Origin of the sequence: Roseivirga thermotolerans (genome assembly GCF_014653175.1) — a bacterium.
GTDB classification, from domain to species: domain Bacteria; phylum Bacteroidota; class Bacteroidia; order Cytophagales; family Cyclobacteriaceae; genus Roseivirga; species Roseivirga thermotolerans.
The window spans coordinates 150358-177069 of sequence record NZ_BNAG01000003.1 but is presented as its reverse complement, the minus strand read 5'-3'; the positions used below and the strand labels follow the sequence as shown (position 1 = coordinate 177069).

23 protein-coding genes are annotated in these 26712 nt (G+C 42.7%); 11 read left to right on the top strand and 12 right to left on the bottom strand.

Annotated features, from left to right (window positions below):
* Positions 1-117 precede the first annotated feature (117 nt).
* Together IE164_RS10705 and IE164_RS10700 are read left to right on the top strand one after the other, a co-directional pair.
* Positions 118-459, top strand: coding sequence for a PadR family transcriptional regulator (locus tag IE164_RS10705; protein WP_189630237.1), 342 nt, complete (start codon positions 118-120; stop codon positions 457-459).
* The gene (locus IE164_RS10700; protein ID WP_189630236.1) at positions 449-3115 is read left to right on the top strand and encodes an ABC transporter permease; all 2667 of its coding nucleotides are present in this window, start codon (positions 449-451) and stop codon (positions 3113-3115) included. Before IE164_RS10705 ends, IE164_RS10700 begins: the two co-directional genes overlap by 11 nt.
* Before the next feature lie 61 nt (positions 3116-3176).
* Here the strand turns inward: IE164_RS10700 and IE164_RS10695 are convergent, their stop codons facing one another.
* The 8 genes from IE164_RS10695 to IE164_RS10660 all read right to left on the bottom strand — a co-directional run bounded on the left by IE164_RS10695 (position 3177) and on the right by IE164_RS10660 (position 11650).
* Positions 3177-5342, bottom strand: a complete 2166-nt coding sequence (locus IE164_RS10695) for an acylase (RefSeq protein ID WP_189630235.1) — start codon at positions 5340-5342, stop codon at positions 3177-3179.
* A gap of 69 nt (positions 5343-5411) precedes the next feature.
* Complete coding sequence (locus IE164_RS10690; protein WP_189630234.1) at positions 5412-6026, bottom strand: thiol:disulfide interchange protein DsbA/DsbL; 615 nt, start codon at positions 6024-6026, stop codon at positions 5412-5414.
* Between the two features lie 81 nt (positions 6027-6107).
* Positions 6108-6761, bottom strand: coding sequence for an ExbD/TolR family protein (locus IE164_RS10685; RefSeq protein WP_189630233.1), 654 nt, complete (start codon positions 6759-6761; stop codon positions 6108-6110).
* Positions 6762-6867: 106 nt separating this feature from the next.
* On the bottom strand, positions 6868-9465 hold the full coding sequence (locus IE164_RS10680) for a DUF5686 and carboxypeptidase regulatory-like domain-containing protein (RefSeq protein ID WP_189630232.1): 2598 nt from the start codon (positions 9463-9465) through the stop codon (positions 6868-6870).
* Between the two features lie 128 nt (positions 9466-9593).
* Positions 9594-10169, bottom strand: a complete 576-nt coding sequence (nadD, locus tag IE164_RS10675) for a nicotinate (nicotinamide) nucleotide adenylyltransferase (protein WP_189630231.1) — start codon at positions 10167-10169, stop codon at positions 9594-9596.
* 3 nt (positions 10170-10172) lie between these two features.
* Positions 10173-10745 (bottom strand): guanylate kinase, encoded by a 573-nt coding sequence (gene gmk / locus IE164_RS10670; RefSeq protein WP_189630230.1) that lies wholly within the window; start codon positions 10743-10745, stop codon positions 10173-10175.
* Positions 10745-11038, bottom strand: a complete 294-nt coding sequence (locus IE164_RS10665; protein WP_189630229.1) for a hypothetical protein — start codon at positions 11036-11038, stop codon at positions 10745-10747. Before IE164_RS10665 ends, gmk begins: the two co-directional genes overlap by 1 nt.
* 9 nt (positions 11039-11047) lie before the next feature.
* Entirely contained in the window at positions 11048-11650 is a 603-nt protein-coding gene (locus IE164_RS10660; RefSeq protein ID WP_189630228.1) for a sigma-70 family RNA polymerase sigma factor, read from the bottom strand.
* Between the two features lie 114 nt (positions 11651-11764).
* Between IE164_RS10660 and IE164_RS10655 the strand changes: the two genes are divergently transcribed.
* From IE164_RS10655 to IE164_RS10620, 8 genes are all read left to right on the top strand, one after another.
* Entirely contained in the window at positions 11765-12853 is a 1089-nt protein-coding gene (locus IE164_RS10655) for a glycosyltransferase family 4 protein (protein WP_189630227.1), read from the top strand.
* A 1733-nt stretch (positions 12854-14586) separates the two neighbouring features.
* The gene (locus IE164_RS10650) at positions 14587-15471 is read left to right on the top strand and encodes a hypothetical protein (RefSeq protein ID WP_189630226.1); all 885 of its coding nucleotides are present in this window, start codon (positions 14587-14589) and stop codon (positions 15469-15471) included.
* An 8-nt stretch (positions 15472-15479) separates the two neighbouring features.
* The gene (locus IE164_RS10645) at positions 15480-17651 is read left to right on the top strand and encodes a peptidase domain-containing ABC transporter (protein ID WP_189630225.1); all 2172 of its coding nucleotides are present in this window, start codon (positions 15480-15482) and stop codon (positions 17649-17651) included.
* A 247-nt stretch (positions 17652-17898) separates the two neighbouring features.
* Positions 17899-20163 carry an ATP-dependent helicase gene (locus tag IE164_RS10640; RefSeq protein ID WP_189630224.1) on the top strand — a complete coding sequence of 755 codons (2265 nt, stop codon included), beginning with the start codon at positions 17899-17901 and terminating at the stop codon, positions 20161-20163.
* 59 nt (positions 20164-20222) lie between these two features.
* Complete coding sequence (locus IE164_RS10635; protein WP_189630223.1) at positions 20223-20867, top strand: DUF4290 domain-containing protein; 645 nt, start codon at positions 20223-20225, stop codon at positions 20865-20867.
* Positions 20868-22175 (top strand): UDP-N-acetylglucosamine 1-carboxyvinyltransferase, encoded by a 1308-nt coding sequence (gene murA / locus IE164_RS10630; RefSeq protein ID WP_189630222.1) that lies wholly within the window; start codon positions 20868-20870, stop codon positions 22173-22175.
* Between the two features lie 101 nt (positions 22176-22276).
* Complete coding sequence (locus IE164_RS10625; RefSeq protein WP_189630221.1) at positions 22277-23011, top strand: VIT1/CCC1 transporter family protein; 735 nt, start codon at positions 22277-22279, stop codon at positions 23009-23011.
* Positions 23012-23056: 45 nt separating this feature from the next.
* Positions 23057-23761: a hypothetical protein gene (locus IE164_RS10620; protein ID WP_189630220.1), complete on the top strand. Its 705-nt coding sequence runs from the start codon at positions 23057-23059 to the stop codon at positions 23759-23761.
* Between the two features lie 2 nt (positions 23762-23763).
* On the opposite strand, the gene IE164_RS10615 is transcribed toward IE164_RS10620, so the two are convergent.
* The gene (locus tag IE164_RS10615; protein ID WP_189630219.1) at positions 23764-24648 is read right to left on the bottom strand and encodes an AraC family transcriptional regulator; all 885 of its coding nucleotides are present in this window, start codon (positions 24646-24648) and stop codon (positions 23764-23766) included.
* Between the two features lie 92 nt (positions 24649-24740).
* Between IE164_RS10615 and IE164_RS10610 the strand changes: the two genes are divergently transcribed.
* On the top strand, positions 24741-25085 hold the full coding sequence (locus IE164_RS10610) for a DUF983 domain-containing protein (RefSeq protein WP_189630218.1): 345 nt from the start codon (positions 24741-24743) through the stop codon (positions 25083-25085).
* Positions 25086-25106: 21 nt separating this feature from the next.
* On the opposite strand, the gene IE164_RS10605 is transcribed toward IE164_RS10610, so the two are convergent.
* From IE164_RS10605 to IE164_RS10595, 3 genes are all read right to left on the bottom strand, one after another.
* Positions 25107-25811 carry a phosphoadenylyl-sulfate reductase gene (locus IE164_RS10605; protein ID WP_189630217.1) on the bottom strand — a complete coding sequence of 235 codons (705 nt, stop codon included), beginning with the start codon at positions 25809-25811 and terminating at the stop codon, positions 25107-25109.
* Complete coding sequence (locus IE164_RS10600) at positions 25808-26053, bottom strand: DUF2061 domain-containing protein (RefSeq protein WP_189630216.1); 246 nt, start codon at positions 26051-26053, stop codon at positions 25808-25810. The genes IE164_RS10605 and IE164_RS10600 overlap by 4 nt, the downstream gene beginning before the upstream one ends.
* Before the next feature lie 177 nt (positions 26054-26230).
* Positions 26231-26647, bottom strand: a complete 417-nt coding sequence (locus tag IE164_RS10595; protein WP_189630215.1) for an RrF2 family transcriptional regulator — start codon at positions 26645-26647, stop codon at positions 26231-26233.
* Positions 26648-26712: the final 65 nt, after the last annotated feature.

The following is a 26712-nucleotide window of genomic DNA, read 5'->3' as shown; positions in this document are numbered from 1 at the left end:
CTTACATCGAACTCAGGTTAGATTAATCAACAAATCCTCAAATTATCTAATCAGCATCAAGTCTACATTTTAGAACTTTATTTAACTATATTCGTCTACAAATTAGAACTTGATACTATGAAAGGGACAAATCTTGGTGAATTCGAGGAATTGGCGCTGCTCACCATTTTGGTATTGGGAGACAACGCTTACGGGGTAACTATAAAGCAGGAGATCAACAAACAGGGGGGCAGGCAGATTAGCCGTGGGGCTTTGCACACAGCCCTTAGTCGCCTGGAAGACAAAGGTTTACTAAGCTCTAAACAAGGGGAAACCAACGAAGCTCGTGGCGGAAGACCCAAGCGGTATTATGAGGTTACCAATAAGGGCAAAGAAGCACTCATAGAAGCAAAAGCAACACGTGACAGGCTGTGGAATCAGATTCCCGATGTTCGATTGGAACTGCAATATGCCTGGTAAAATTTCTCCCCCATCGTTTTACGTTAGGCTCTTCCGATGGCTTTGCAAAGAGCAGCTCTTTGATGAGTTGCAGGGCGATTTGGAAGAAGAGTTTTACTACAACGTGGAACAGCTGGGGAAACGGAAAGCATCGGTTATTTACAAACAAGAGGTTCTTAAAATGATCAGACCCTCTGTACTCAAAAGGCTTAAACTCATCGACAACTCAATTTTTTACGACATGTTTAAAATCAACACCAAACTAGCACTTCGCAACTTGTTGAAAAATAAACTTTACACGGCCATAAACATAGGTGGCCTGGCAGTTAGTATTGCGGTCTGTGGCATTCTATTATTGTATGTAAATAGCGAAACCAATTTTGACAACTATCACCCTGACTACGAACGAACCTACCGGCTTGCCTTAGACAGAATATATCCTGACCATACCTCGCACTATGCCATTACACCTTACTCAATGGCCGAGCAGGCAACGAGAGATTTTCCTGAAATTGAGGAATTTACCCGCATTTTCCCGGCCGGATTTGGCACCAACGTTACTTACAACAACGAAACCTTTCTGGAAAACGACATTATAGCCGGAGAAGCCAATTTTTTAGATTTCTTTGGCATAAAGCTTCTACAGGGCAATCGGCAGAATATCTTTAATACGGCCAACTCAGTGCTTATTTCTGAGCGAATGGCCTTAAAATATTTCGGCACGGAGTCTCCCATTGGTAAAATACTGCAAACGGATATTGGCGACTTAGAGGTTTCCGGTGTGGTAGAAAACACCCCTAAAAACACTCACTTCAAATTCGATTTCCTTGTCAACCTGGAAGGGCTGCCCTTCTTCCAACAACCAAACTACGTTAACTTCTCTGTATACAACTACCTGAAACTGTCGGAAGGAGTAGCACCTGCCACTGTTAACCAAAAAATGAAAGAAGTGGTAGAAAAGTATGCAGCCGGCCAAATTGAAAGAGAGCAACGCATCTCATTTGAAGACTATACAGCCAGCGGCAACGGTTATCGTTACTTTCTGCAACCCATTGAAGACATTCACCTAAAATCTCATTTAGAGGGTGAATTCGAACCCAACGGAAACATCACCTATATCTATATATTCTTTTCCATCGCTGTTTTCATTGTAATACTGGCCGCCATTAACTTCATCAATCTGGCCACCGCCCGTTCTACAGAACGTGCCAAAGAAGTGGGCATTAGAAAAGTGCTGGGCTCTGAGAAAAAACAGCTAGTAAGTCAGTTTATCATAGAATCTGTGGTGGTGAGCATAGTAAGTATGCTCATTGGCATACTACTGATTTACCTGGCACTACCACCTTTCAACACCTATCTGGACAAAGAAATCAGCCTTTTAACCTTTGCCTCTCCATTAAACATAGGGCTGGCTCTGGTTGCCAGCTTTGGTCTTGGCATTCTTGCCGGAACATATCCGGCATTTGTACTCTCTTCTTTTAAACCGGTAGTGGTGCTCAAAGGCAAACTCATTAAGAGTCAGCAAGGATATTGGATACGCAACGGGCTGGTTGTTTTTCAGTTTTTCGTATCCATCGTACTCATTTGTTCAACACTCATTGTTGGCCAGCAAATGCAATACCTGCAAAAAAGAAACCTTGGATTCGACCGTGAAAATGTTCTGGTGTTATCGCGTGCTTTTGGCATCCCCGACCTTACCACCTTTAAAAACGAATTAGAAGCTATACCCGGAGTGAGCAAGGTAGGACTTACCTCAGCCATGCCCGGAACAGGTTTTTACTACGGAGCCTCGTTCAGGCCGGCAGGAACCAACGAATCTATAGCCCTGAATTGTGCGGTGTTCGATGAAGACTATATAGAAACCATGGGCATTAAACTGGCCAAGGGAAGAGGCTTTTCCAAAGACTTTCAGGATACATTGGCGCTTATTCTCAATGAAAGCGCCACCAGAGCACTGGGCATAGAGCACAGCCCTATCGGTCAGCGTATTGTAAACGTTCAAGGGGCCAACAACCCTCAAGGCGACATTACTTATGAAGTAGTTGGGGTAATTAGCGATTATAACTACAAATCGCTCCACACAGAAATAACCCCTATGGCCATCTTTAGCCGCGAAAGCTCTCAAGGTGGAAACATAGGAGCCATAGCCCTAAAAACATCGACTAACCAAGGAGCCACCATTGTAGCCCAGGTAGAAAAACTATGGCAGGAAATAGCCCCCAACCAAACATTCGTTTACAGCTTTCTTGATTCCGATCTTTCGGCACTCTATGAAGCGGAACAACGCTCTGGAGATATGTTCATGGTATTTACTGGTATTGCCATATGGATAGCCTGTATTGGCTTATTTGGTCTGGCCACTTTCATGATTGGCAACCGAATTAAGGAAATTGGAGTACGAAAAGTGTTGGGAGCCAGTTCGCAAGTGGTGGTTTGGCTACTGTTGAAAGACTTTAATAAACTCATTGCCATTTCGCTGCTTCTTGCTATTCCTGCATCTGTTTGGGTAATGGGGCAATGGCTCGGAAGTTTTGCCTATCGTATAGAAATGCTCGATACCTGGGTCTCCTTTGTTATTGGTGGAACATTGGCACTTGTGGTGGCCTGGTTAACGGTCAGCTATCATTCTATCAGAGCTGTAGTTGCCAATCCGGTGAAGAATCTGCGTACCGAATAGTTGTTAGAAAACAGAAATCAGCACGATATGCCTCACCGATTTCTGTTTTCTGTTCAACCAATTACCTTTTACCTGGTCTATACGTCTCCTCTGCTCTCTTTAGCACATCTTCTTTATAAAAGGCCACATCTTTAAACTTAATATCGGCATAGCGCTGTGCCTGATCATAGAAGTGAGGTGAATTTGGATCGTTGCTTTGGCCTCCGGCCAGAATACTTTTGGCTTTCACCTTATCTCCAAACTCAACCACAGCTACAAAGCTGTTGCCCGAGGAGCCATAAATCTTTCTGGTGTCATACGACCGGGCACCAAAAGAAGCCAACGCCCCCCAGCGGCCGGAAGCCAAGCCAACAGCTATGCTCGGTTGGTCATCGTCATACTCCAGATCTATTTCTCCCGATAATCGCTGAAAGCGATTATACTCTCCCCAAGGGAGTTTCCAGGTTCCAAAATCCTTTTCAATTTCTGCCAGGGCAGTTTCAAATATTTCAATCTTCTTGGAGTCAGAAACTCCGGTGGCCAGGTGCTCAAAACGTTCCATACCATTACCTTCTCTTGGCACCTCACCACTTCGGTAATAGGCATTGCCATAAAACTGAGCAAGGGTCATTGCCACGGACTCTTTGCCGGTAGCAAAATCCCAGTTTTTCAGAATATTATATGCCTCCATGTGCTGCTGCTTCTTAGCGGAGTTGCGTTCCAGAGCAGCTACCAATGCCGGAATCACCTTCTCAAAGGCGGGAATATACGGATCGTAGGCCAGCTCAATAAGACCGTCCAGGGTCACATCTTTGGCTTGGCTAAGCACACGAACGGCATGAATTCCTCTGAAATTCTCCTCATCGGGAGCCATGTAGTATGGATAGTCTTCTTGTTTAGGGCTAAACTCTGCCGCTGCCGTAAACGGAGTAGAATTACAGTTCTGAATCCAGCCATTGCCCGGATTTACTATGGTAATGATCTCATCCAGGCTATGCATTCCTTGCCAGTCTGTTCTTGGATCTGAACCATCAACCGGACGAGAATAATCAAATTGCGGATCGCGCTTTGGAATGAAGTCCCCATGATAGTAGGCTATATTTCCATCTGCATCTGCATATACCGTATTGTTCGAAGAATTTCTTCTGATCTTCATCATTTCCCAAAACTCTTCATGGTTGTTTGTCTTGGTTCGGTTGAAAGACTGAATGAGTGCATCCACTGGCTCCCAATTGAGCGCGGTAGCCACCCACTTATCGCCAGACTTGCCGGTAATAGGGCCATGATGGGTACGATAAAGAGGGAAGGTCTTTTCTTTCATTTCGTCTCCATCTTTGTACTTTAAGGTTACTTCAGATGTCCAAACGTCTCTCCACTCATCGCCATATTTGTATTGAAGCTTGCCATTGCGCTCTTCCACCGTTTCTAAAAAATCGTCTTTAAAATCTACGCGGGTAGAAGTATGCATCCAACCATTCTTTTCGTTGAACCCCTGATATATGAAAAACTGCCCCCAGGTAGTGGCCCCGTAGGCGTTGAGCCCTTCTTCACTAACCACCTGAGATTCACCTCTAAAATAGAAGCTCGTGTGAGGGTTAATAAGCAACATTGCATTGCCTGAGGCGGTCAGATTACCTGCCAGGGCAAATCCATTAGAACCCTTTGGCTCTTCGAGAAATCCGGCTGGTTCTTCCCAATCGGCTAAAGCCGTTGCCTCATTTTCGCCATAAAATGAAGCGATACTGCGAGTAGACACGCTTTCGATATCGCCACCTATTGACCCTTCAAAGAAAAACATCGGGAACCATGGTTCGAAGCGGGTGAGCACTTTTGGTTTTACTTCCGGATGAGTATGTAAATAGTAGTTAATACCATCGGCATAGGCCTGGCATAATTCCTTTAGCCAATCGGGTGCGCTTTCGTAGTGAGCTTTGGCTTCATCGATTGTCATGTATAGACGGGCACGCAAATCGCTATATAGGGCTTGCTCACCTTCAACTTCAGCAAGACGACCAATGGCCCAATAGTAATTTCGTTCTACCCTGGGAAAATCATCTTCGCATTGGGCGTATAGCATTCCAAACACCGCATCTGCATCAGACTTACCATAGATGTGTGGAATTCCAAAGTCGTCACGAATAATCTCAACACGGGCAGCCTGCTCTTCCCACCGTTCAACTTCTTCCGAGGTCTTCGGTTCGCAAGCAAAGGCAAGAGCAATAAGCAAAAGAAAAAATAGCTTCTTCATGAATTTAAGGTTTGCCTCAAATTGAATGAAGAATTGCTAAGCTGCAATGGCTATTTTGTGAGTGGACGATTAAGGCTTCTTAAGCAGTTGTTTGGTGAGAGCGATAAGTTGCTCCATATTACTCAAGGCCGACATATTGATTTTATACTTATCGTTCACCACAATAGTGGGAACGCTTGATATTTGACGGTCTACCCATAGGGCAGCCATTTTCTCAGCTCTTTGCACTACCTCCTGGCTGGAATAGCGTCTGTCGAACTCATCGGCCGAAACTCCGCTTTCAATAAAAATCTGTCTAATTTCACTCTCTGTATCGATAGGTTCTTTGCCCAGATGTATAGCCGTGAAAAACTTTTCAGACAACTCCTTTTGCCTTCCTAAATCTCCCATCACAATAAACGCCTTTACAATGCCAAAACTCACCGGCTTATTGTCGCGTGGAATATAATCTACATGAGACTTTTCGAAATTAACACTGCTGGGCAATGCCTTTACCAGTGTATCAATTAAAGGTTCAAACTGAAAGCAATGGCCACAGAAGAGAGAGAAAAACTCGGTAACAACGGGCGATTCTGACTTTTTGTCTGATACAATATCGTAATGTACCCCTTCTTTAAAATCGTTCTGACCCAGAACTGCCAGTGCTACAAAGGCAAAAAGGAGGGATAAAGCTGCTTTTCTCATTTTTCTCTTTTTTGCGAAAGTAAAGTAATTGAGCTACTTAATAAAGACAAAAATGAGCTTTAAGGTGGCCAGAGTAACCTATCAGCCATCCCCTTGTTTACTGGGATCGGCCAAAGAAACGGCTTTGTTTATTCCTTGCTTGCCTTTCTCGTATAAATAGCGCTGCTCCGGATAGTTCCTGTTCAACTTTCTGTAGTCTTCGGCACTAAGCCCCACACGCTCTCCATATATGCGGTAATAAGCGGCAAAAACCTCATCCATTATTTCTATGTATTTGCTATAGCTACTGCCCCTGTCTGTCTTTATAGATACAATGGCCTTACTGGGCCCATCCGATGAGGTTTTACTCTCTAAGTTTTGCCTGATGTATTGTTTCATAGCCGGTGGAAGACTATTGAATACCTCCACATCGCTCATGCCATCGACTACTTTGTTGGTGTTGGGCCTTCCAAAGTTGAGCACAAAGTCGTACACGATATTTCTGAGAGTCGAAATATCATGCAACTCTTTGTCTTCTACCATAATCCGATCGAGCGAGTTGACCTGAATCTTAAGAATATTGCGCTCATTGATGGGAGTATCGACAGGCAATGTCTTCGGTGGTAACACCATAGGCAAACCCTTATCGTTGAGAATTTGCGTGGTAACCAAAAAGAAAATAAGTAAAAGAAAGGCAATATCGGCCATTGAGCCGGCACTCACCTCTTGTCCTGGGCGGTTTCGTTGATATGACATGGCTTTAAAATTAAGTTAATAGTTAATTAACTAATTAATTAGTTTTAAAGCAAACATTGCCTAACACAATACGGCCAGAGGCAAAAAACACTTTTAGTCTAGTTGATTATTGGAAAAGGGACGATACTCCAATTCTTACCCCAAACTCGCGAGCCTTCCAACCTTGAAACGACTGAATGAATTCGACCCTAAGCACGCGCAAAAGATTATCTATAGTATAGCCTACCTCCATGTAATTGTCTGACGATGGCGTATGCAGGTAGTTCACAAATAGGTTCTCCTTTACCCCGGTAAGTCTTAATGCCGGAATATGGGTGAATAATAATTTTCTAAAGCGAATGTGCGATAACACAGAAACGTACTCTTCGCGGGTGCTGTGTCGGTAATAGTCTAGCAACCGATATCCCCCGGTCACATCCATCGGAACAAAAAGCATTCGGTTACCTCTAAAGTGCTTAAAATCCATAAACTCTAATGAGTTGTTGTTTAAGAACTTACCGGCTTCCACCTCTAAGTCTACAGATGCCCTAACCCCCATGTTAAAGCGGGTTATAAGCCCTAATTCCAACTGGTCATAGTCTACTTCACTATCTAATATTCCATCTAGCCCCTTTTTATATGATAGCCGGAATTCCGGTGCGCTCTGTGTCAAGGGTATCAGACGCCCGTTATACTTTCTAAACTTCAACCAGGGCCTTACTCTATAGTTTACCTCAAAATCCATAGCTCTGGCATTATTGAAACTACCTATAAGCACTTCTTCATTCACAGGTTTGTTGGGTCTGAAAAAGCGTTCATTATCCTTCACGAAACTGTAGTCAGTGGTATTGACGAGATCAGATCGGCTGGCCCATTGCACCTTAGCGCTTACTGTGTGACGGTAATTAAAGCGTCTTGCCCAGCTCAGTTCTGCAAAGTCCTTTTCGTAGAGCTGCATGTAATTCACCTTATTGACCAATGTGACCCATGAATTGATCAACGGGTTTACTATACCCGGATTGAACTGTTCTATGTATCGACCGCCATTGAGCCTGAAAGTGCTGCGCTGCTCTCTTTCTCCAACACCAAAAACAGTATGTACTTTGGTATATAAATCCTTACCGGAAAATCCATAGCGCACAAATGGGTAAATACGCAGGCGCGTGGTGGTATCGTTTCTCCAATGAAAATTGCCTGTAAACGTGAAGTTAAGCCCCTCTACGGTGTTGTAGTTTGTATGTGGCAAAAAGCCTTCAAAATCGAATCGAAGACGTTTGCCCAATTTATAATATCCGCCCACAAGTATATTGCCCAGCTCAAAACGCTCTCCGTTCTTTACTTTGGCCGAATCTTGCTCTGCCTTTTCTTTTTCAGCCACGTAGGTGCTGTCATCTTTCTGGTAGCTTACCAGTTCCTTAGAGGTAAGCGGAACCGGGCGTATTCTCTCCCAATAAAGGGAGTCTCTTTTTGCTGCTGTGGAGTCAATTTTATAAGAGTAGCTGGAAATTACATCCGGTTCTTTGGTGGCCTCTAACTCTTGCTTTTCATATTCCTTCATCATTTTGCGGAACTGCTTCCGCGACACTTCCTTCTCCTCCTCAAAGACCTCCTTCATCCCCTGATCTAACTCTTTCTTCTTGATGGCCTCTATTTCTTCCGGGGCAGGCTGTATTTTCTCATCCACCAGAACCACAGTGGCATCCAGATCAGGATTGGGAACAATGGCATAATTGGAGAGAGAAGCCAGATAAGTGTACTTGCCACCTATACCAAATATTTTCCCATAAAAATCGAGCTGTTGAGTAACTGGCATCCATACCTCTTCTTCAACAGGTGCATAAATGGATTGAATTCGTATTTCGAAACCATAAAGAGAAGTTTTCAGGTCAAGGGAGTGAATATTCCAAAAGTCTTCGCGTATGTAAATTTCGCCTTCAAACACCTGATCGCCTTTTGACCTTGGCGTTACTTTAATTTTGTTAATCTCGTATCCGCGTTCCTTAAAGCTGCCCTGATATTCAAATTTATAATAAGAAAAAGCCCTGGGGTGAAGTGGCGAAATGGCATCTACCACCTTAGGAAAATAAAAACTGCTATTAATGTAGGCATTGGGGTTGGCATTGTCTAAGTCTTGGCCCGAGGCCCTTACCGAAATCACTTTTTCTGAAAAGGCATTTGGCCGTTTGAATCTAATCTCGCTAACTGATTCGGAAGTGAAAACACGGCTGGTATCTACCCCTTCTTTTTCGAGTGTTTTTCTCAAAAACCACGGCACTTGTGTAAGTTGCCCTGTTCCCTTCATATACACTTCTGCCGAAAAACTATCTACCTGATTGAGGTGATAGCTCGCCTTGGCAATGGCTTTACGCATGATGGTATAGGAAGGGTCTTCTGCCTTACCGGAAACCACAAAGGTAGGGAGCTCGTAAACTTGCGGTTTTAAAACAATATTGAGGGTTGTGAACCCACTCCCCACGGCTATCTGGTGGGTTTGAGAGGCAAAGCCCATAAACTGAAAAGTGACTTCATAGTTTCCACGAGGCAGCCTTAGCTCGTAGTCGCCTTCCATGTTGGAACTGGTGCCTGTTCCGGCTTGCTTCACATAAATGGATGCGAAGGGCAATACATTACCCTCGTTGTCCTTAATATTTCCTTTGATGCCCTGAGCGAGAATACCTGTGTGGAGCAGGCTCGCTAAAAGTATGAGTGTTAATTTATTTGACATGGTTGAGTTTTTGACGCTCGTGCAAAATACAGACCAAAAAACTTTTTCTGTTTAATCCTGAATGATTAGTGGATAGACGCAATAAACGGGCGAAAGGTATGCTTTATAGAAGAAATTATTTTCGTTACCTACTGATAAAACTTCTTAAAACGGATATAATCGATCACTGCTGGTGGTAACAAATACTGAACGGAATGTTCTTTTCTGATGGAATTGCGTATAAAAGTGGCCGAAATATCCAGCATTGGCGAATCGACATACCTAATGTTGGCGTGTTTTACCTTGATCTTGCTTTGATCTACCTGAGGCCTGGGGTACACATACAGGCCAAAGTTTTCCAGAATGGCCTCATGGTTCTTCCATTTATGAAAGTGGAGCAGGTTGTCTTCTCCAATAATGAGCTTAAACTCGTGTTGGGGGTATTTGTCTGAAAGATATGCCAAGGTATCGGCCGTGTAACTGGGTCGAGGCATATTAAACTCTACATCGGAAGCTTTGAACTTAAAGTTATCGGCAATGGCAAGCTCCACCATCTTCAACCGATCGAACTCATGAAGCAGCGAGCTACTGCTCTTAAACGGATTGAGTGGACTGACCACAAACCACACCTGTTCAAGATCGGTCTGGTCGGCCATTACATCGGCTATAACCAAATGACCTATATGAATGGGATTAAAAGAACCAAAGAATAAGCCGATGCGCACAGTTTAAGGTTTTAAGAAGTCATCTACCAGTTTCTGAGCCTTTCGGTAAGAGTCTTCCAGGTTTTCATTGAGGAGGGTCACATCAAATTTATTCTCGAAAGTCATCTCAAACTCGGCTCGGTAGAGTCGTTGAGAAAGGCTCTCTCTAGACTCTGTTCCCCGGGCAGTGAGTCGCTTTTTGAGCTCTTCTATGCTGGGTACCTTCACAAAAATAGCCAGCGCATTGTCGCCAAAATACTTTTTCAAATTCATGGCTCCCTTTACTTCAACATCAAAAAGCACCGTTTTACCCAGGCTCCACAGCCTTTCTACTTCCGATTTTAGGGTGCCATAGTAGTTGCCTGTATATACCTCTTCCCATTCAATAAACTCATCGGCATCAATCTTGGCCTTAAATTCTTCTTTGGTAAGAAAGTAATAGTCTTTGCCGTTTTCTTCGGTTCTTCCTCGTTTATCACGGGTGGAAGCTGAAATAGAAAAAGCCAACTGTGGGTTGTTGGCCAGCAAATGCTTTACAATAGTGGTTTTTCCTGAACCGGAGGGTGCAGTAAAAATAATTGCCTTTCCGGACGACATTAGATATCTACGCTTTTACGAATGGTTTCTACAAGGTTCATTGGCATTTCGGCCTTATGCTCGCAGAGTTTTCTTTTGATTTCGTCTTTTATCTTCTTCTCCTTCTCGAAAGTGAAGTTAGACTTTACACATGACTTAATCTTTTGCTCAAAGATAGACCGAGACTCATCATCTGCTTCATTGTCCAATACCAATTGAACAATTTCCGCAAACCGCTGCTCATCTATCAAATTGCCATGCTCGCAATAGCATTTCTTAAACGTGTCCTTGAACCAATCTGAAAATTCCGACATTGTTTCAAACTATTTGTTATATCCCATTTCTTTCGCGTAACTGGCTAGCTTCTCTTTCAGCATATTTCTAGCCCTGTGTAGTCTGGATCTCACTGTTCCAATCGGAATATCGAGAATTTTTGACATTTCTTCATAAGTGAAGCCCTCCAAATCGCTCAATATGATTACCGTTCTAAAATCGACCGGAATATTATTCAATGCTCCGGAGATCTCATCTCCAATCATGTGTTGCACGGTTTCAACCCTCAGGTCAGTGGTAATGTTCTCATCCACATCATCAGAGTTGTAGTATTGCTCCACCTCGTTGTAGTCAACCTTATTGGGTTGCTTACTCTTTTTTCTATACTCGTTGATGAAGCTGTTCTTCAAAATGCGGAACAACCACGCCTTGGCGTTAGTTCCTCGCTCAAACGAATTAATGAACCTAAATGCCTTTAAATAAGTGTCTTGCACCAAATCTTTAGCATCATCTTCATCGAATGTAAGGCGATAGGCAAAATTGTACATAGAGTCTACATGAGGCATGAATTCACCATCAAACACCTCCGTTTTCTCTTTTTCTGAATAATTCTGTCTACGGGCCGATTGCTCCTGAGTGGTTTCTTCAGACATACGCCAAATTTAAGAAATAATACGGCAGGGCCTCAACGCGAAGCACTGAACGCAAACATACAACATGAAAGTCTATTTGTTGTAAGTTTACGGCCGAGAATCAGCAGAAGCATTTTGAGAATACTATTTCTAACGTATCAGGGCGATATGGCCGGCTCCACAAACTCCATTGCCTTTTTATGTAGGGGGCTGGCTAAGCGAGGTCATCAGGTATATCTGGGTATACGAAAAGAAAGCCTGTTGTGGCAACTGGTTGAAGATAGCAATGTAGTGAGGGTGCCCATGAGTTTTGGAGGCAAATTCGACCTCAATAACTGGAAGCAAATACGCGATGTGGTCCGCCAACACCGCATTGAGCTCATCAACGCCCAATCGAGTCATGACCGGTACACCAGTATTTTCGCGAATAAATTCTTTGGCCTGGGCACTAAAATAGTACATACAAGAAGACAAATGCCTCTCAGTTTAGGAGGGCCTGTTCAGCGCTTTTTGTACAACCATTGGACGGATGGTATTGTGGCGGTAAGTAGGCAGGTGAAAGAAGAGCTTGTGAAACTTGGCTTCAACGAAGCCAACATTAAAGTAATTCACAACGGTACGCCCACAGAAAAATACGCCCACATTGACATGCACAAAACAGAGGCTCTGAGAAGTAAGTTTGCAATTAGTGAAAATGACTTTGTGCTGGGTTGCGTGTCGCGCATAAAAAACCAAATTCAGATTATTAAAGCCCTGGCTCATGTGGAACAGCCGGTAAAAATGATCTTCTGTGGCATAGAGGCTACAGAAGAAATGAAAGAGATAATTGCCGGTTATAGAGCAGCACACCAGGTATTTTTCGAAGGCCATGTGGAAGGTGACAACATTCTCCCCTACTATAAACTTTTCGATGCCAAAATTCTGGCCTCCACCATGGAGGGGCTCTCACAATCGTTACTCGAAGCCATGGCACTGAAGGTGCCGGTAATTGCAACGGCCTATGCTGGTAATCTCGATCTCATAGAAGACAGAGAAAATGGCCTCCTTTTCGAAGATGGAGACATTGAAAAAATAGCAGAGCTGATTCAAAGAGTAAGATCTGACCAAAGTCTGAGAAATACGCTAATTGCCAATGGTAAGATTACTGCTTTGCAAAAATTCAATATTGACAGAACTATTGCGAACTACGAAGAATACTTCCAAAGTTTGGTGACAGAAAATTAGAGCCAATCGAAATCTACATGCCCAATGATCTAAATTTCTAAAAGGAAATTTTGTTAAATTTTATCTCCAAAAGGTGACATTTCTATTTATAAATCACTAATACCATAAAGGCTAAAATAAACACCAATCTCTATGCTCAAACAAATACAAAGAATAGAAAGGCTGCATCATCTCATTAGGCTTAAGGCAACAGGTTCTCCTAAACAATGTGCCAGAAAACTGGAGATTAGTGAAAGACAGCTTTATTATACAATAGAGCTCATGAAAGAACTTGGAGCCCCGATTTTCTTTGATCTCTCACTTGGCTCATATTGTTACGAATATGAGACAGAGTGGTCCTATGGGTTTTCACGGAAACCAGATCAGAATCAAATATCTAAATTCAGTGCTAGTTCTAAATAAGCCACAATCTGCATTAAGCTACTATATAAGACTCTTTTAACCAAAGAATCGACAGGAGCCTGATCTAATTCCACACTTTATTCTTGCTTATGCATCAATTATATTGTTCCATAGCCGAACGATATAAAACTAGACTAATTCGAAGATTTTTTTTCACTGCAATTTTATTTCAGTAAGACATTCTAACTTAAACCTCCGAGTTACCTCCGAACACAAGTAAAGATCAACCAATTCTCTAAAGACAAATGATTGATGAAAAAAAAGCTCGTTTCTCTTATTTTAGTAAATGTTGCAATCTATGCGCTTGCCGTTTTCATAGAGCTTAATTTCCTATACTCAGATGAAATGTATTTCAGGTCATTTAATGGTAGACTAACAGACCAGGAATTAAGTGACTTAATACAATTTGATCGATCCACAGAATGGCTCAATTATCTATTTATTCTGCCATACATGGCTGGGATCATATTATTCACTCTATTAACCATCTGGATTGGCACTTTTTTCTCATCCGGAGAAAAAAGAATAAAATATATAATGACGTCTGCCGCAGAGGCACATATAGTATTTTCCCTGAGCTACCTGATTTTGATCGTTATCAAGATATTCATACTGAAACCTCAAATGATGGACATAGAAAACAGCGATTTTCAATCCATCCTATGGTTGTTCAAAAATCAAAACTTACCCCTCGTACTACTTAATATCTTAAAATTTGTCACCATCACTCAGTTGTGCTATATATTCCTTTTAACATGGAGACTGTTCAAAAATGGCCAACTCAAATTTATTAAATACCTGAAAATCACAATACTATCTTATTACTCAAGTCTTTTGCTACTCGTAGTGTTGCTCAGTTTATCTGACATTATTTTTAACTAAATTTTATAACCACATGAGAAAATTAGAAAATGAACAATTATTGAATCTTCAAGGCGGAAAGTTTTGGGGATGGTCGGACTGGTCATGCACATCCACTGTTAATAACGGACTTTGCTGGACGAATTGTGTCCGAAAACATTTTACGTTATTTATTCGGGACGCTTACGATTACAATTCCGGTCCTTGTGAAATTGTAGCAAGAGAAATTAATCAACTTTAATTGAGACAGAAAATGAGAAAGTTAGATTTGAATTCAATGGAAAAAATCGAAGGATCAAAATTCTTTGGATGGACTGATTGGGATTGTGGCGAAGTAATTTGGGTTGACGCATTTCACTGCGGACGCCAATGTACTAGGACGTATCATGCCCTCTTCATAAGGACCAAAACAGAAGAGACTTTCGATGTAGATTTTTGCATAACAGTTGATTGACAATTAGATTTCGAAAATGTCAAGGTTATTGGTTCTTACTTTGTTCTTTGTAGGCAGCATTCAATTATTGGCACAGTCAAAAAGTTATGTGCTAGCCGATAAAAAAACTAAAGAGCCAATAACCTATGCAACTGTAAAGGCGGATAACAACTTCTTTACTTACACTGACGAAAAGGGAGAATTTGAAATAGGACTCTTCGAAAAAATATGGATTCAGCATGTAACCTATATACCCTCCGTTTTTTATGCAGACTCTATTCAATCCGACACTTTGTTCCTAGAGTCTCTTGAATTGGATGTAGGATCAGTTGTGGTAAAAAGCGCAACAAAAAAAAGCCGGAAAAGCACAATAGGTAACCTCACCAAAAAAACCAACTATACGATTAACATAGCGCGTAACATGCAAATTGTGTTGTATATGCCTCCGGAACTATACTCCTCTGGACACAAAGTCAGCACCCTTAGAATCCCTCTTTTTAATCGCAGGGACATAGAATATAGTGACTTGTTAATCCGCCCCAGATTTTACCTTACCAGTAAAGACAATAACAATCCCGGAGAAGAAATAGGCAAAATTGGAGAAACATTCATCGTCTCTGACGAGAATGAGAAATACTATGAAATTGATATCAGTAAATACGAAGTCATTCTCCCTGATAATGGCTTCTTCGTTGGAATTGAACTGATAGGGCCAGTTGATGCAGATGGGCATCTTATTAAAGAAATAAAAGGAGCAGAGCGAATTGATATCCGGGGAGAAATTAAAAAAACAAGTAATGGCTATCAAACCATGATAAAAATAAATGAGGATAGATGGATTGATATGGCAGATTATATCAAAGGCTTAGTTCCAAAGGAGAGATTTGTCAATGTTTCTTTCGGCTTAGATATTCTTAATTAAAATTCGTTATGGCAAGGTCACCTAAGCACTTCAAGCAAAGAGATCAATCCGACTGTGGGGTTACTTGTCTTTATACCCTTATAAAATATTACGAGGGCGAGGTCAGCCTGGAAAAACTTCGGGAATTTAGCGGCACCTCCAAAGAAGGCACAACTCTCTTAGGCCTTTACCAGGCAGCCAACCAAATTGGCCTGGATGCTGAAGGATTTGAAGCAGAAATTGAACATTTGAAGACACTGGAGCACCCCGCAATACTCCATGTAATTATAGAAGGTAAACTACAGCACTATGTAGTGGTCTTTGGATATGAAAACCAAAAATTTCTGATCAGCGACCCAGCCAAGGGTATTGAATATATTACGGAAGAAGAACTTGCAAAAATCTGGCGATCCAGGGCCCTACTCCTCGTAAAGCCCACCGACAGACTTGAAAGGGTTCAGGAACAAAAGGGCAGGAAAAAGGAATGGCTGCTTTCTTTGGTTAGAGAGGATTATCCCATTCTCGGCATTGCCACTTTTCTAGGTATTGTAATTTCCATTCTAGGTATCAGCACAGCTATATTCACTCAAAAGTTGATTGATGATATCATTCCAAGTCAGGACTCCGAAAGGCTAATTCTTGGTCTGGCATTACTCACTATTTTACTACTCGCCAGATCCGGAGTCTTATATTTAAGGACCCTATTGATTTTAAGGCAATCGAAAGATTTCAATAATCGGATTATTCAAAAATTCTATGGAGCACTACTATACCTCCCGAAACGCTTTTTTGACACCAGAAAAACCGGAGAATTAATAGCCCGAATGAACGATACCAACAGAATTCAGAGAACCATAAGCTTTGTTTTAGGAGATACTCTGATTCAATTGCTCCTGGGAATAACCTCTTTGGCCTTCGTCTTCACCTATTCCTGGCAGGTTGGCTTGTTGTTACTGGCATTCGTTCCCATTTATATCTTCTTGGTATGGAAATACACCAAGCCAATTACAACCGGTCAAAGAGAGGTTATGCAGGCCTACGCCATGAATGAGAGCAATTATGTTGATACTATTCAAGGCATCGAGGTCATTAAAAACCAGAATAAGGAGTCTGTTTTCAGTAAAATAACCGAGACCATATATGGCCATTTCCAAAGCAAAGTATACGACCTTGGCCTGGTGGGCAATAAATATGGGGTCTACACCCAAATCATTGGTGTAATAGCCATGACAGGTGTATTGGCCTTTTCTTCATTCCTGGTTATTCAGGAAACCCTTCAGCTTGGTGAATTGGTTGCCCTTCTTTCTATGGCAGGCGGACTCTTCCCTGCAATAGAAGCAGTAGCAAGAGCCAACATTCAGATTAGAGAGGCTAAAATTGCTTTCGACAGAATGTATGAATTCACTGCGATAGAACCTGAGACAAATGAAAATGATACCGTTCAGGAAATGTCAAATATTCAAAGACTTCAAGTAGAAAACCTCAGCTTCAGATTCCCGGGTAGAAAACAACTTCTTAAAAACATCAATCTAGAACTGAATAAAGGAGAACTGGTCTGCCTTTTAGGAGAGAGTGGCGGTGGAAAAAGTACCTTCCTTCAAATATTACAGAAGTTCTATTTTCCTGAAGAAGGCAAAATTTCAATCGATGGACATGATTACAGGGAGATTCATACAAAAACCGTCAGGTCCAAGATTGGTGTAGTCCCTCAGGAGATAAAGATTTTCAATGGGAGTTTACTGGACAACATACTTCTTGGGGAGACCATTACCGGTATTAAAACTCTCGAAGATTTCATGGTTTCCCTCGGTTTCGATCAATACTTCAAAGAGTTCCCACAAGGCTATGCCACTATTTTGGGGGAAGAAGGTGTCAACATTTCCGGTGGCCAGAAGCAGTTGGTTGGATTGGCCAGGGCCCTTTGGTCGAACCCCGAAATTTTGTTGCTTGATGAGGCCACTTCTGCTTTGGACAGAAAAACCGAGCATTTTGTCTTAAACCTTCTGGACAGGCTGAAGAGCTACAAGCTTATTCTTCTGGTCACCCATAGAATAACAACGGCAGCGAAAGCCGATAAAATCTACATTCTGGAAGAGAATGCTATCACCTCATGCGGCACGCCATCAGAGCTTTTTGAAAGTGATAATTTCTTCAGTGAATTCTACCAGGAAAACAACCTGGCCTTGGTTAGTGCTATCTAGTCCCAACATGGATTGAGAACAAAACCAAATCCTTCAAATACTTCCCTTCATTAGTTGCTGAAAATTAGAATCAAGTCTTAACTTGCGGCCTAAACTTATCGTCACCTTGAACCTGTCTGCCGACAGGCAGGATTGCTTCAGGGTCTCTTTAATAGATTCTGAAATAAATTCGGAATGACATTTAGACCAAAGTTAGAGCTGATACACCCGTCTTTGTGTCTAAATTTACAGAAGTTTTTTGTGCTGAATGGATTACCTCTCAACGCTTAATGAACCCCAATACGAAGGTGTAGTAAACACCGAAGGCCCTGCCATGATTATTGCCGGTGCAGGATCGGGCAAGACTCGTGTACTCACCTACCGTATTGCTTACCTCATCAAAGAAAAAGGTGTAGACCCATTCAATATTCTTGCACTCACATTTACCAACAAAGCTGCACGCGAAATGCGCGAACGGATTGAGAGAGTAGCCGGTGTGAATGCGCGCAATTTATGGATGGGCACTTTCCACTCAGTATTCGCCAGAATTCTCAGGGCTGAAGCCGACCGGTTGGGATATCCTAGCAACTTTACCATTTACGATACGGACGATTCCAAGTCTCTAATCAGATCCATTGTGAAGGAGTTCGGGCTTGATGACAAAGTCTATAAACCCAACGTGGTGCTGAACAGAATTTCCGGAGCCAAAAACCGACTGGTAGAATGGAAAGAATACCTTAACAACCCACTCTACGCAGCCGATGATGCCGCAGCTCAGAAACCCGAGATGGGTCGTATTTACAAAACCTATTGCCAACGCTGTTTCAAGGCCGATGCTATGGACTTTGACGACCTCCTCCTTAATACCAATATCCTGTTCAGAGATCATATCGATGTACTCAACAAATACCAACATCGCTTTAAATATGTGCTGGTAGATGAGTTTCAGGACACTAACGTATCCCAGTACCTCATCACCAAAAAGCTCTCGGCCGTAAGTCAAAATATAGCAGTGGTGGGCGATGACGCCCAATCAATTTATGCCTTCCGCGGAGCTAACATTGAAAATATTCTGAACTTCGAGAAAGATTTTCCCGATTTAAAGGTCATTAAACTGGAGCAAAACTATCGCTCTACCAAAAACATTGTAGAAGCAGCCAATTCACTAATCGCTCGCAACAAAGGGCAGCTAAAAAAATCGGTATGGACGGCCAACGGAGAAGGTAACCGAATCGAACTCATAAAATCGGTATCGGACAATGAAGAAGGGCGCTTTGTAGCCTCGGCCATCTTTGAGCAAAAAACACAAAACGGATACGAAAATAAAGATTTTGCAGTGCTCTACAGAACCAATAGCCAATCCAGGGCCATTGAAGAAGCACTCAGAAAGTCGGGGATTCCTTATAAAATATACGGAGGGCTTTCCTTCTATCAGCGTAAGGAAATTAAAGACCTGATGGCCTACCTCAGGTTTGCCATCAACACCAACGATGAACAATCTTTCCGAAGAATTATCAATCTTCCCAAAAGAGGCATTGGGGCTACTTCAGTAGAAAAAATGGTGGTGGCGGCCTTTGAACACGATATTCCACTTTGGGAGGTGCTTACCAATATAGACTCCTTCCTTCCCGGACGCGTAGCCAATGCCGTTCGCGATTTTGTGACTTTGGTTAAGAGTTTTCAGATTTACGTAAGCTCGAAAGACGCCTACGAAGCAGCTAACCACATAGCTAAAACCTCTGGTTTGCTTAAAGAGCTCTATGACGACAAAACGGTTGAAGGTCTAAACCGTTATGAAAACGTGCAGGAGCTACTAAATGCCATGAAGGAATTTGTGGAGACGCCCGAGGTAGAAGACAAGAGTCTGGCGGCCTTCTTGCAAGAGGTGGCTCTGCTAACCGACCAGGACAATGACGACCCTACCGACAATGATTTTGTATCGCTCATGACCATACATGCCTCCAAAGGGCTTGAGTTTAAAAATGTGTTTGTGGTGGGTCTGGAAGAAGACCTTTTTCCTTCGCAAATGATGCTAAGCAGCCGGGCCGATCTGGAAGAGGAACGAAGGCTGTTTTATGTAGCCATTACAAGAGCTCAGGAAAACTTATACTTCTCATATGCTCTTTCGCGTTACCGCTTTGGACGACTGATCAATTCAGAACCTAGTCGCTTTATAGAAGAGGTTGACCCGAACTACATCTTTGTGAATACCCGGTACGGAAGCCGGGAACCTAAACTAGGCAGAAGTGAGCAACCTCCGGGCTTCTCTTCCAGCTTTGCCCGTAATCTCATGGCTACTAAAAAACCACAGGCCAAAAAGCCTTTACAGTATCACAAACCATCGGCCGACTTTAGACCAAGCGACACCTCCAATCTTGCCGAAGGAATGAAGGTAGAGCATCCAAAGTTTGGCTTCGGGAAAGTAAGCAAAGTAGACACCGAGGGAGCAAACAAAAAAGCCAAGGTAATCTTTGAAGATTTCGGAGAAAAGACCCTCCTGCTAACCTTTGCAAAGCTTAGAATTGTAGAATAACTAATACATCAGACAAGCATGTCGACAATAATTACTATTTTGAAACAAGACTATTAATAATGGCACTAGAATATAATACCGAAAGAGCTGCAGTAAAGCTCATGGAATATGGCCGCAACATTCAAAAGCTGGTCAACCACATTAAAACCATTGAAGATAAAGATAAGCGTAGCGCATATGCCCATACCCTTACTGACCTGATGAAGCAAATCAACAGCAACATAAAGGGTAATCAGGATTATGACCAAAAGGTGTGGGACGACCTTTATCTCATCTCCAATTTTGAGCTGGATGTAGAAGCTCCTTTCCCAATGCCCGATGTTTCGGCTATTGGCAAAAAACCTCAGAAGGTACACTACAAAAGCTCCAATATTAAGTATCTGCACTATGGCCGAAATGTGGAAATCATGATTGAGCAGGCCATAGCCATGGAAGACCCGGAGTCAAAAGCCGCAGCCGTAATACATATTGGCAGGCTAATGAAAACCTTCTACAACACCTGGAACAAAGACAATATCGATGATGAGATCATCCTAAAGCAAATCAAGGAGTTATCGAACAACCAACTCGATATTGACATTGAACTGGTGAAAGAGCAGGGACTTTTCAACAATAACATTAAGGAAAACCGTTACTCTAACAAAAACTCCCGAGACAACAACAATAATAACAGAAGAAGAAACCAAAAAAGACGCAGAAACTAAATGTCATCTTTCATTATTGAAGGTGGCACCCGCCTTTCCGGAGAGATTATTCCTCAGGGTGCCAAAAACGAAGCACTACAAATTCTATGTGCCGTACTGCTAACCGCAGAGCCTGTTACTATACATAAAATCCCAGACATCCGTGACGTAAACAAGCTCATAGAGCTTTTGGCCGAATTGGGTGTAGAGGTAAAGTATCTTGGCAATGAGAGCTATCGTTTTTGCGCAAAAGATGTAGACATCGACTATTTGGAAACGGAAGACTTCCGTAAAAAAGCTTCATCATTGAGAGGCTCAATAATGATCCTGGGGCCACTGCTGGCCCGTTTCGGAAAAGGAAAAATTTCCAAGCCGGGGGGAGACAAAATAGGCCGAAGAAGACTCGACACTCACTTCATAGGCTTCCAGAAGCTGGGGGCAAGATTCTTATACGAAGCCGAAACAGGCATGTACCATATCGATGCCAGCCAGCTGAAAGGCACCTACATGCTTTTAGATGAAGCCTCTGTTACCGGTACGGCCAACATTCTGATGGCTGCTGTTATGGCCGAAGGAAAAACCACTATTTACAATGCCGCTTGTGAGCCCTACCTCCAACAGTTGAGCAAAATGCTCAACCGAATGGGAGCAAAAATCACAGGCATTGGCTCTAACCTGCTCCACATCGAAGGGGTAGAGTCGTTGAAAGGCACAGAACACACCATGTTGCCCGATATGATCGAAATTGGCTCCTTCATTGGAATGGCGGCTATGACTCAATCAGAAATAACCATCAAAGACTGCCAAATACCTGAACTGGGGGTAATCCCCGAAACATTCAGAAGGCTGGGCATTCAGATGGAATTTAGAGGTGACGACATTTTTATACCCGCCCAGGAGCGCTACGAAATTGAAACATTTATCGATGGCTCTATAATGACTATTGCCGATGCTATTTGGCCGGGGTTAACCCCCGATTTACTCAGCATTGTACTAGTTGTAGCTACTCAGGCCAAAGGCACCGTTCTCGTTCACCAAAAGATGTTTGAGTCTCGACTATTCTTTGTCGATAAGCTGATAGACATGGGGGCTCAGATCATTCTGTGCGACCCACACCGCGCTACTGTCATAGGACTAAACAGACAACAAAAGCTCAAAGGTATTCGAATGACATCTCCCGATATCAGGGCGGGACAAGCCCTGCTCATTGCCGCCCTTTCGGCAGAAGGCCGCTCCATCATAGACAATGTAGAGCAAATTGACAGGGGATACCAGCATATTGATACCCGACTCAAGGCATTAGGAGCCAAGATTGAGCGAGTAGATTAAGTACCGAGCCTGGTTAAAGCCAGGCTTTTTTGTTCACCCCACTTCTGCATAGCCAACCATTCGGGTTATATTCGTAGGAGTGACACGGCAAAATTTTCGACATGGCTAAACACATAGAACCTCAACTGCATGGAGAAAACAAATGGTTTTCCCGATTTCAAGATTACATTGGCGAATTTATATATGGAGGTATAGATGGTTCTGTAACCACGTTTGCTGTAGTTGCCGGAGCAGCCGGAGCTCACCTCGAAAGCTCAGTAGTTATTATTTTGGGCTTTGCCAATCTTATTGCCGATGGTTTTGCCATGTCTGTTGGCAGTTACCTGTCGACCAAATCGGAAAAGGAGAATTACCAGAAGCATAAAGAAATAGAATATTGGGAAGTAGATAATCTACCCGAAAAAGAACGTCAGGAAATTCGCGAAATATATCAGGCCAAAGGTTTTGAAGGAGAGCTATTACAGCAAGTGGTAGATAAAATCACCGAAGACAAAGACCGCTGGGTAGATGTAATGATGAAAGAAGAGCTGGAAATGACTGAAGAATCCAAGTCTCCTCTTCAGATGGGCTTTGTCACTTTTATTTCATTCATACTTATGGGCTTTATACCCCTCATTGTATATGTAATTGATTACTCGGGCCAACCGCTTGGCGATAACCTTTTTCTTTATTCGTCCATACTCACTTTTGTTACCTTTGCCGGAATTGGGTTTGCGAAAAGCTACGTTACCAAAGCCAACCGGCTGAGAAGCATACTAGAAACCCTATTTTTAGGCGGTTCGGCCGCTGTTCTTGCCTACTTTGTCGGAGATTTACTGGAAAAAATGATAGCTTAGACATCTTTTTTACGTTTAATCCATCCTTAATGCGTATTCAACGGAATGGTTAAAATTGGTACATCCAGAAGACTGAATAAATCACCATCGGCCAAACGCCTAAGGAAAAGAGACATTTACACCTACCTAATGGAGGTGGTGCTCATCATCTTTGGAATAACTGTAGCCTACCAACTCAATATTTTGTATGAAGACAAAAAAGAATTGCAACTGGAAACCGCTGCTATTCTAAAGGTATATAGGGAAAACGAAACCAACATGAACTACTTTGCCGGCACCATTGCCGATAGAATGCAGTTGGAGGAAGACACCCGTGAACTAGCACGTATTCTCTTTTCGGGAGGCCTTTTAGAAGACGACCATATTGGTACGTATCTCTTTAACATTAACAAAACCATAAAACCCATTGTGCAGCTAGAGGCCATCAACTTTTACCTGAACACCAATTACACCAACCGCAATGCCGATATAAAAAGTGAACTCATCACACTCAAAAGCAAATACCTGGAGTTAAGAGACATTGTAGACTACTATGTGCGCATGAAAGAAAAGTACTACTCAGACTTTCTGGTTTCTGAAGTAGATTTTGGTGAAGAAAAAATACTTTCTTACCAGAAAATTAAAAGTGTAGAGTTTAAAAACCTTGTTGTTAATCTGCTGGCCAATGAGCAGGCGCTCAACAAGTTGTTTGTAGAGTCTTATGAGATGGCCATAGACCTGGAAGAGCTCATCGATCGAAAAATCAGGTAACCCTAACGATAATAGCTCGACTTATACTGTTGTGCAAAAGTAGAAGGACTAACCCCGGTGTACTTCTTGAATATCCTTGAAAAATAGGCATAATCATCAAAGCCCAGTTGTTCGGCCACTTCAGTGAGCCCAACATCCAATGAATTGACCAGAAGCCTCTTAGCTTCTAACACCACTCTTTCCATAATCAACTCAGTAGTACTTTTATTGAGTTGCTCGCGAACCACTCTGTTCAGATGTCTCACCGTTAGGTTTAGCATTTCGGCATAAACACCAGCCGATTTATGCGCTTTGTAGTGAACATTAATTAACCGCTCCAGCTCTGTGAGGTGCGCAGCATAACGGCCTATTCGCCAACCGGAATCAACCGATGGACTGCACACCCTGGCTAAATTGGTGTAAAGTATCCCCAGAAGCATCTGTATTTTACGGTGCCTCCACAATCCTTGACCGGAATACTCCCGAAGCACCAAACTCATAAGCTGGTAAACCTCCTCCAACAATGGCGCTACCAACTGCACCATAGAAGAGCGAGTGAGAGAGCTATAGAACGAAAAATCGGCCAGTGAGTGATCGGCAAAGGCCAAATCGTAAAACTCGCGCGAGTGAAACAAGATTAAGCCCTCCGCATCTGCCGAAGGCTGCCAAAAGTGAGATTGTCCGGGACTCAAAACAAAAAGCGCTCCGGGCTGTATTTCATACCTCACAAAATCGATTTCGTGCACCCCGCTACCCTGGGTGAAAAGTACCACCAGATAAAAATCATGCTTATGCGGTACTAATATTTCACCATGGTGCTTAAGCACATGTGCAGAAAAGGTGTTGCAATAAAAACGATGTGAATCTTGCTCAAACCTATGAAGCTCAAGAGTATTTAATTTCTTCACTCAAAAAATGATCCTTTTATACAAAATAAGGAAACTTTTACCAGAACGCAGGAGCTATTGAATCATTTAATTTTGCCTCAAATTAAATCCAGATGCTTAAAACGGTTAAAAGTATTTTTCGTCAAAAATGTCCTAATTGTGAAGAAGGATCTGTATTCCACTCCAACGGAAATATACTCCGAATGAAATCGCCCGGCATGAACGAAAACTGCCCGGTGTGTGGACATAAGTTCGAAAAAGAACCGGGTTATTTTATTGGAGCCATGTATATGAGCTACGGTCTTTCACTGGCCGAACTCGGGGGGCTCTTTTTACTTTGGCAGCTGACCGGCCTTCCGCTAAGTGGTTTCATCTATGCGGCCATTGTCCTCCTGGTAGCCCTTATGTTTTTAAACTTTAGGCTAGCTCGAATAATCTGGATGTACTTGTTTCGGTAGGCCGGTATAACCTTCCCGGTCCTATTGTTTCACCTGATGCAGGCCACACTCCTTTTGCGAAGCCTCCCAATACCACCTGCCCGCCCTGGGGTGTTCTCCCGGCTCAATGGCCCGGGTACATGGTGCACAACCAATACTTATGTAGCCCTTGTCGTGCAGAGGATTATATGGCACCTGATGTTTCTTCAGGTATTCGAGCATTTCATCATAAGACCATCGCAGTAGGGGGTTGAATTTGATTACCTGATTAGGTTCATCCCACTCAATGAGGCTGAAATTCTGACGATTGTCTGATTGGTCTGCCCTTAGCCCCGTTACCCAAACAGCTGTGTCTCTGAGAGCTCTTTTGAGAGGCTCTACCTTGCGAATGTAGCAGCACTCCTTACGGTTTTCTACCGACTCATAAAAGCTGTGCATGCCTTTCTTCGTTACCAGCTCCTCCACTTGCTCGGCCTTGGGATAGTAGACCCTAATAGGCCGCTTATACCTGGCTCTGGTACGATCGATTAACTCATAGGTTTCAGGAAATAACCGACCGGTATCGAGAGTAAACACCTCAATATCAATCGAATGCTTAAAAATAGCATGCGTAATAACCTGGTCTTCCTGGCCAAAAGCCGAAGAAAAGCGAACCTTTCCGGGAAAAGCATTGGCTACCAGAGCCAACGACTCTTCTAAAGTTTTTCCTTCAATTAAGTTACTTAGCTCCTCTACTCTCTCTTTCATCGTCTTACTTTTACCGAAGCCCAAACTCTTTCATGCAGGTAATAAAGAATCATTTTGGTGACTACTTCAACTGAACCAATGGAAAATGCCGTAGCAAAATTACCTGTAATGATGTACGAAATCACCATGGTGTCCAGAGTGCCAACTATTCTCCAGCTAATGGTTTTTAGTAAGCTTTTAAGATTGCTATCCACCTTTCTGGCATCTTCAATCTTATCTTTTACAAGTGAATCTACTAACATCTTTCGGGCATTAAACTTATCAACGGGACAAATCTATATATTCCCTACCATTTTAGTAGACTTTTGCTTCAATTTTTTTTCACCTCTCTCGTTCTCCTGTAAAAACAGAAGGTCAAAAGAGGGGATTCTTCATAAGCACGGTAAGATTTTCAGAAAAAAATACAGTTCTGTGAGCTGCTATTCCTTATTGCGCAATACATCGGCCAGGGTCTTATTCTCCAACACCTTAAGTGTATTATCCCTAACCTCGGCCATTACGCGGTTCAACCCGCATACGGCTTCATCGCAATTTTCGCAACGCTCATAGTAATTAAGGCTCACGCAGGGCAATAGAGCAATGGGGCCATCGAGCATACGAATAACCTTAGCCAGTTTTACTTCTTCGGGGGGCTTTATGAGGTAATAGCCACCACCTTTCCCTTTTTTACTTCCCAGCACTCCGGCCTTTTTCAGCTCAAGAAGTATATTTTCCAGAAACTTGAGAGATATTTTGCGCTCTTGCGAAATCTCAGAAATGAGAACAGGGCCCTTCTCCACATTCTCGGCCAAATAAGTGAGGGCATGAAAGGCGTATTGAGTCTTCTTAGAGAGCATGCGTAATAATCGGCAAAATTTTAGAGTGAAACAAAAAAGGGAGCTGTGCTCCCCTTTTCAGATAA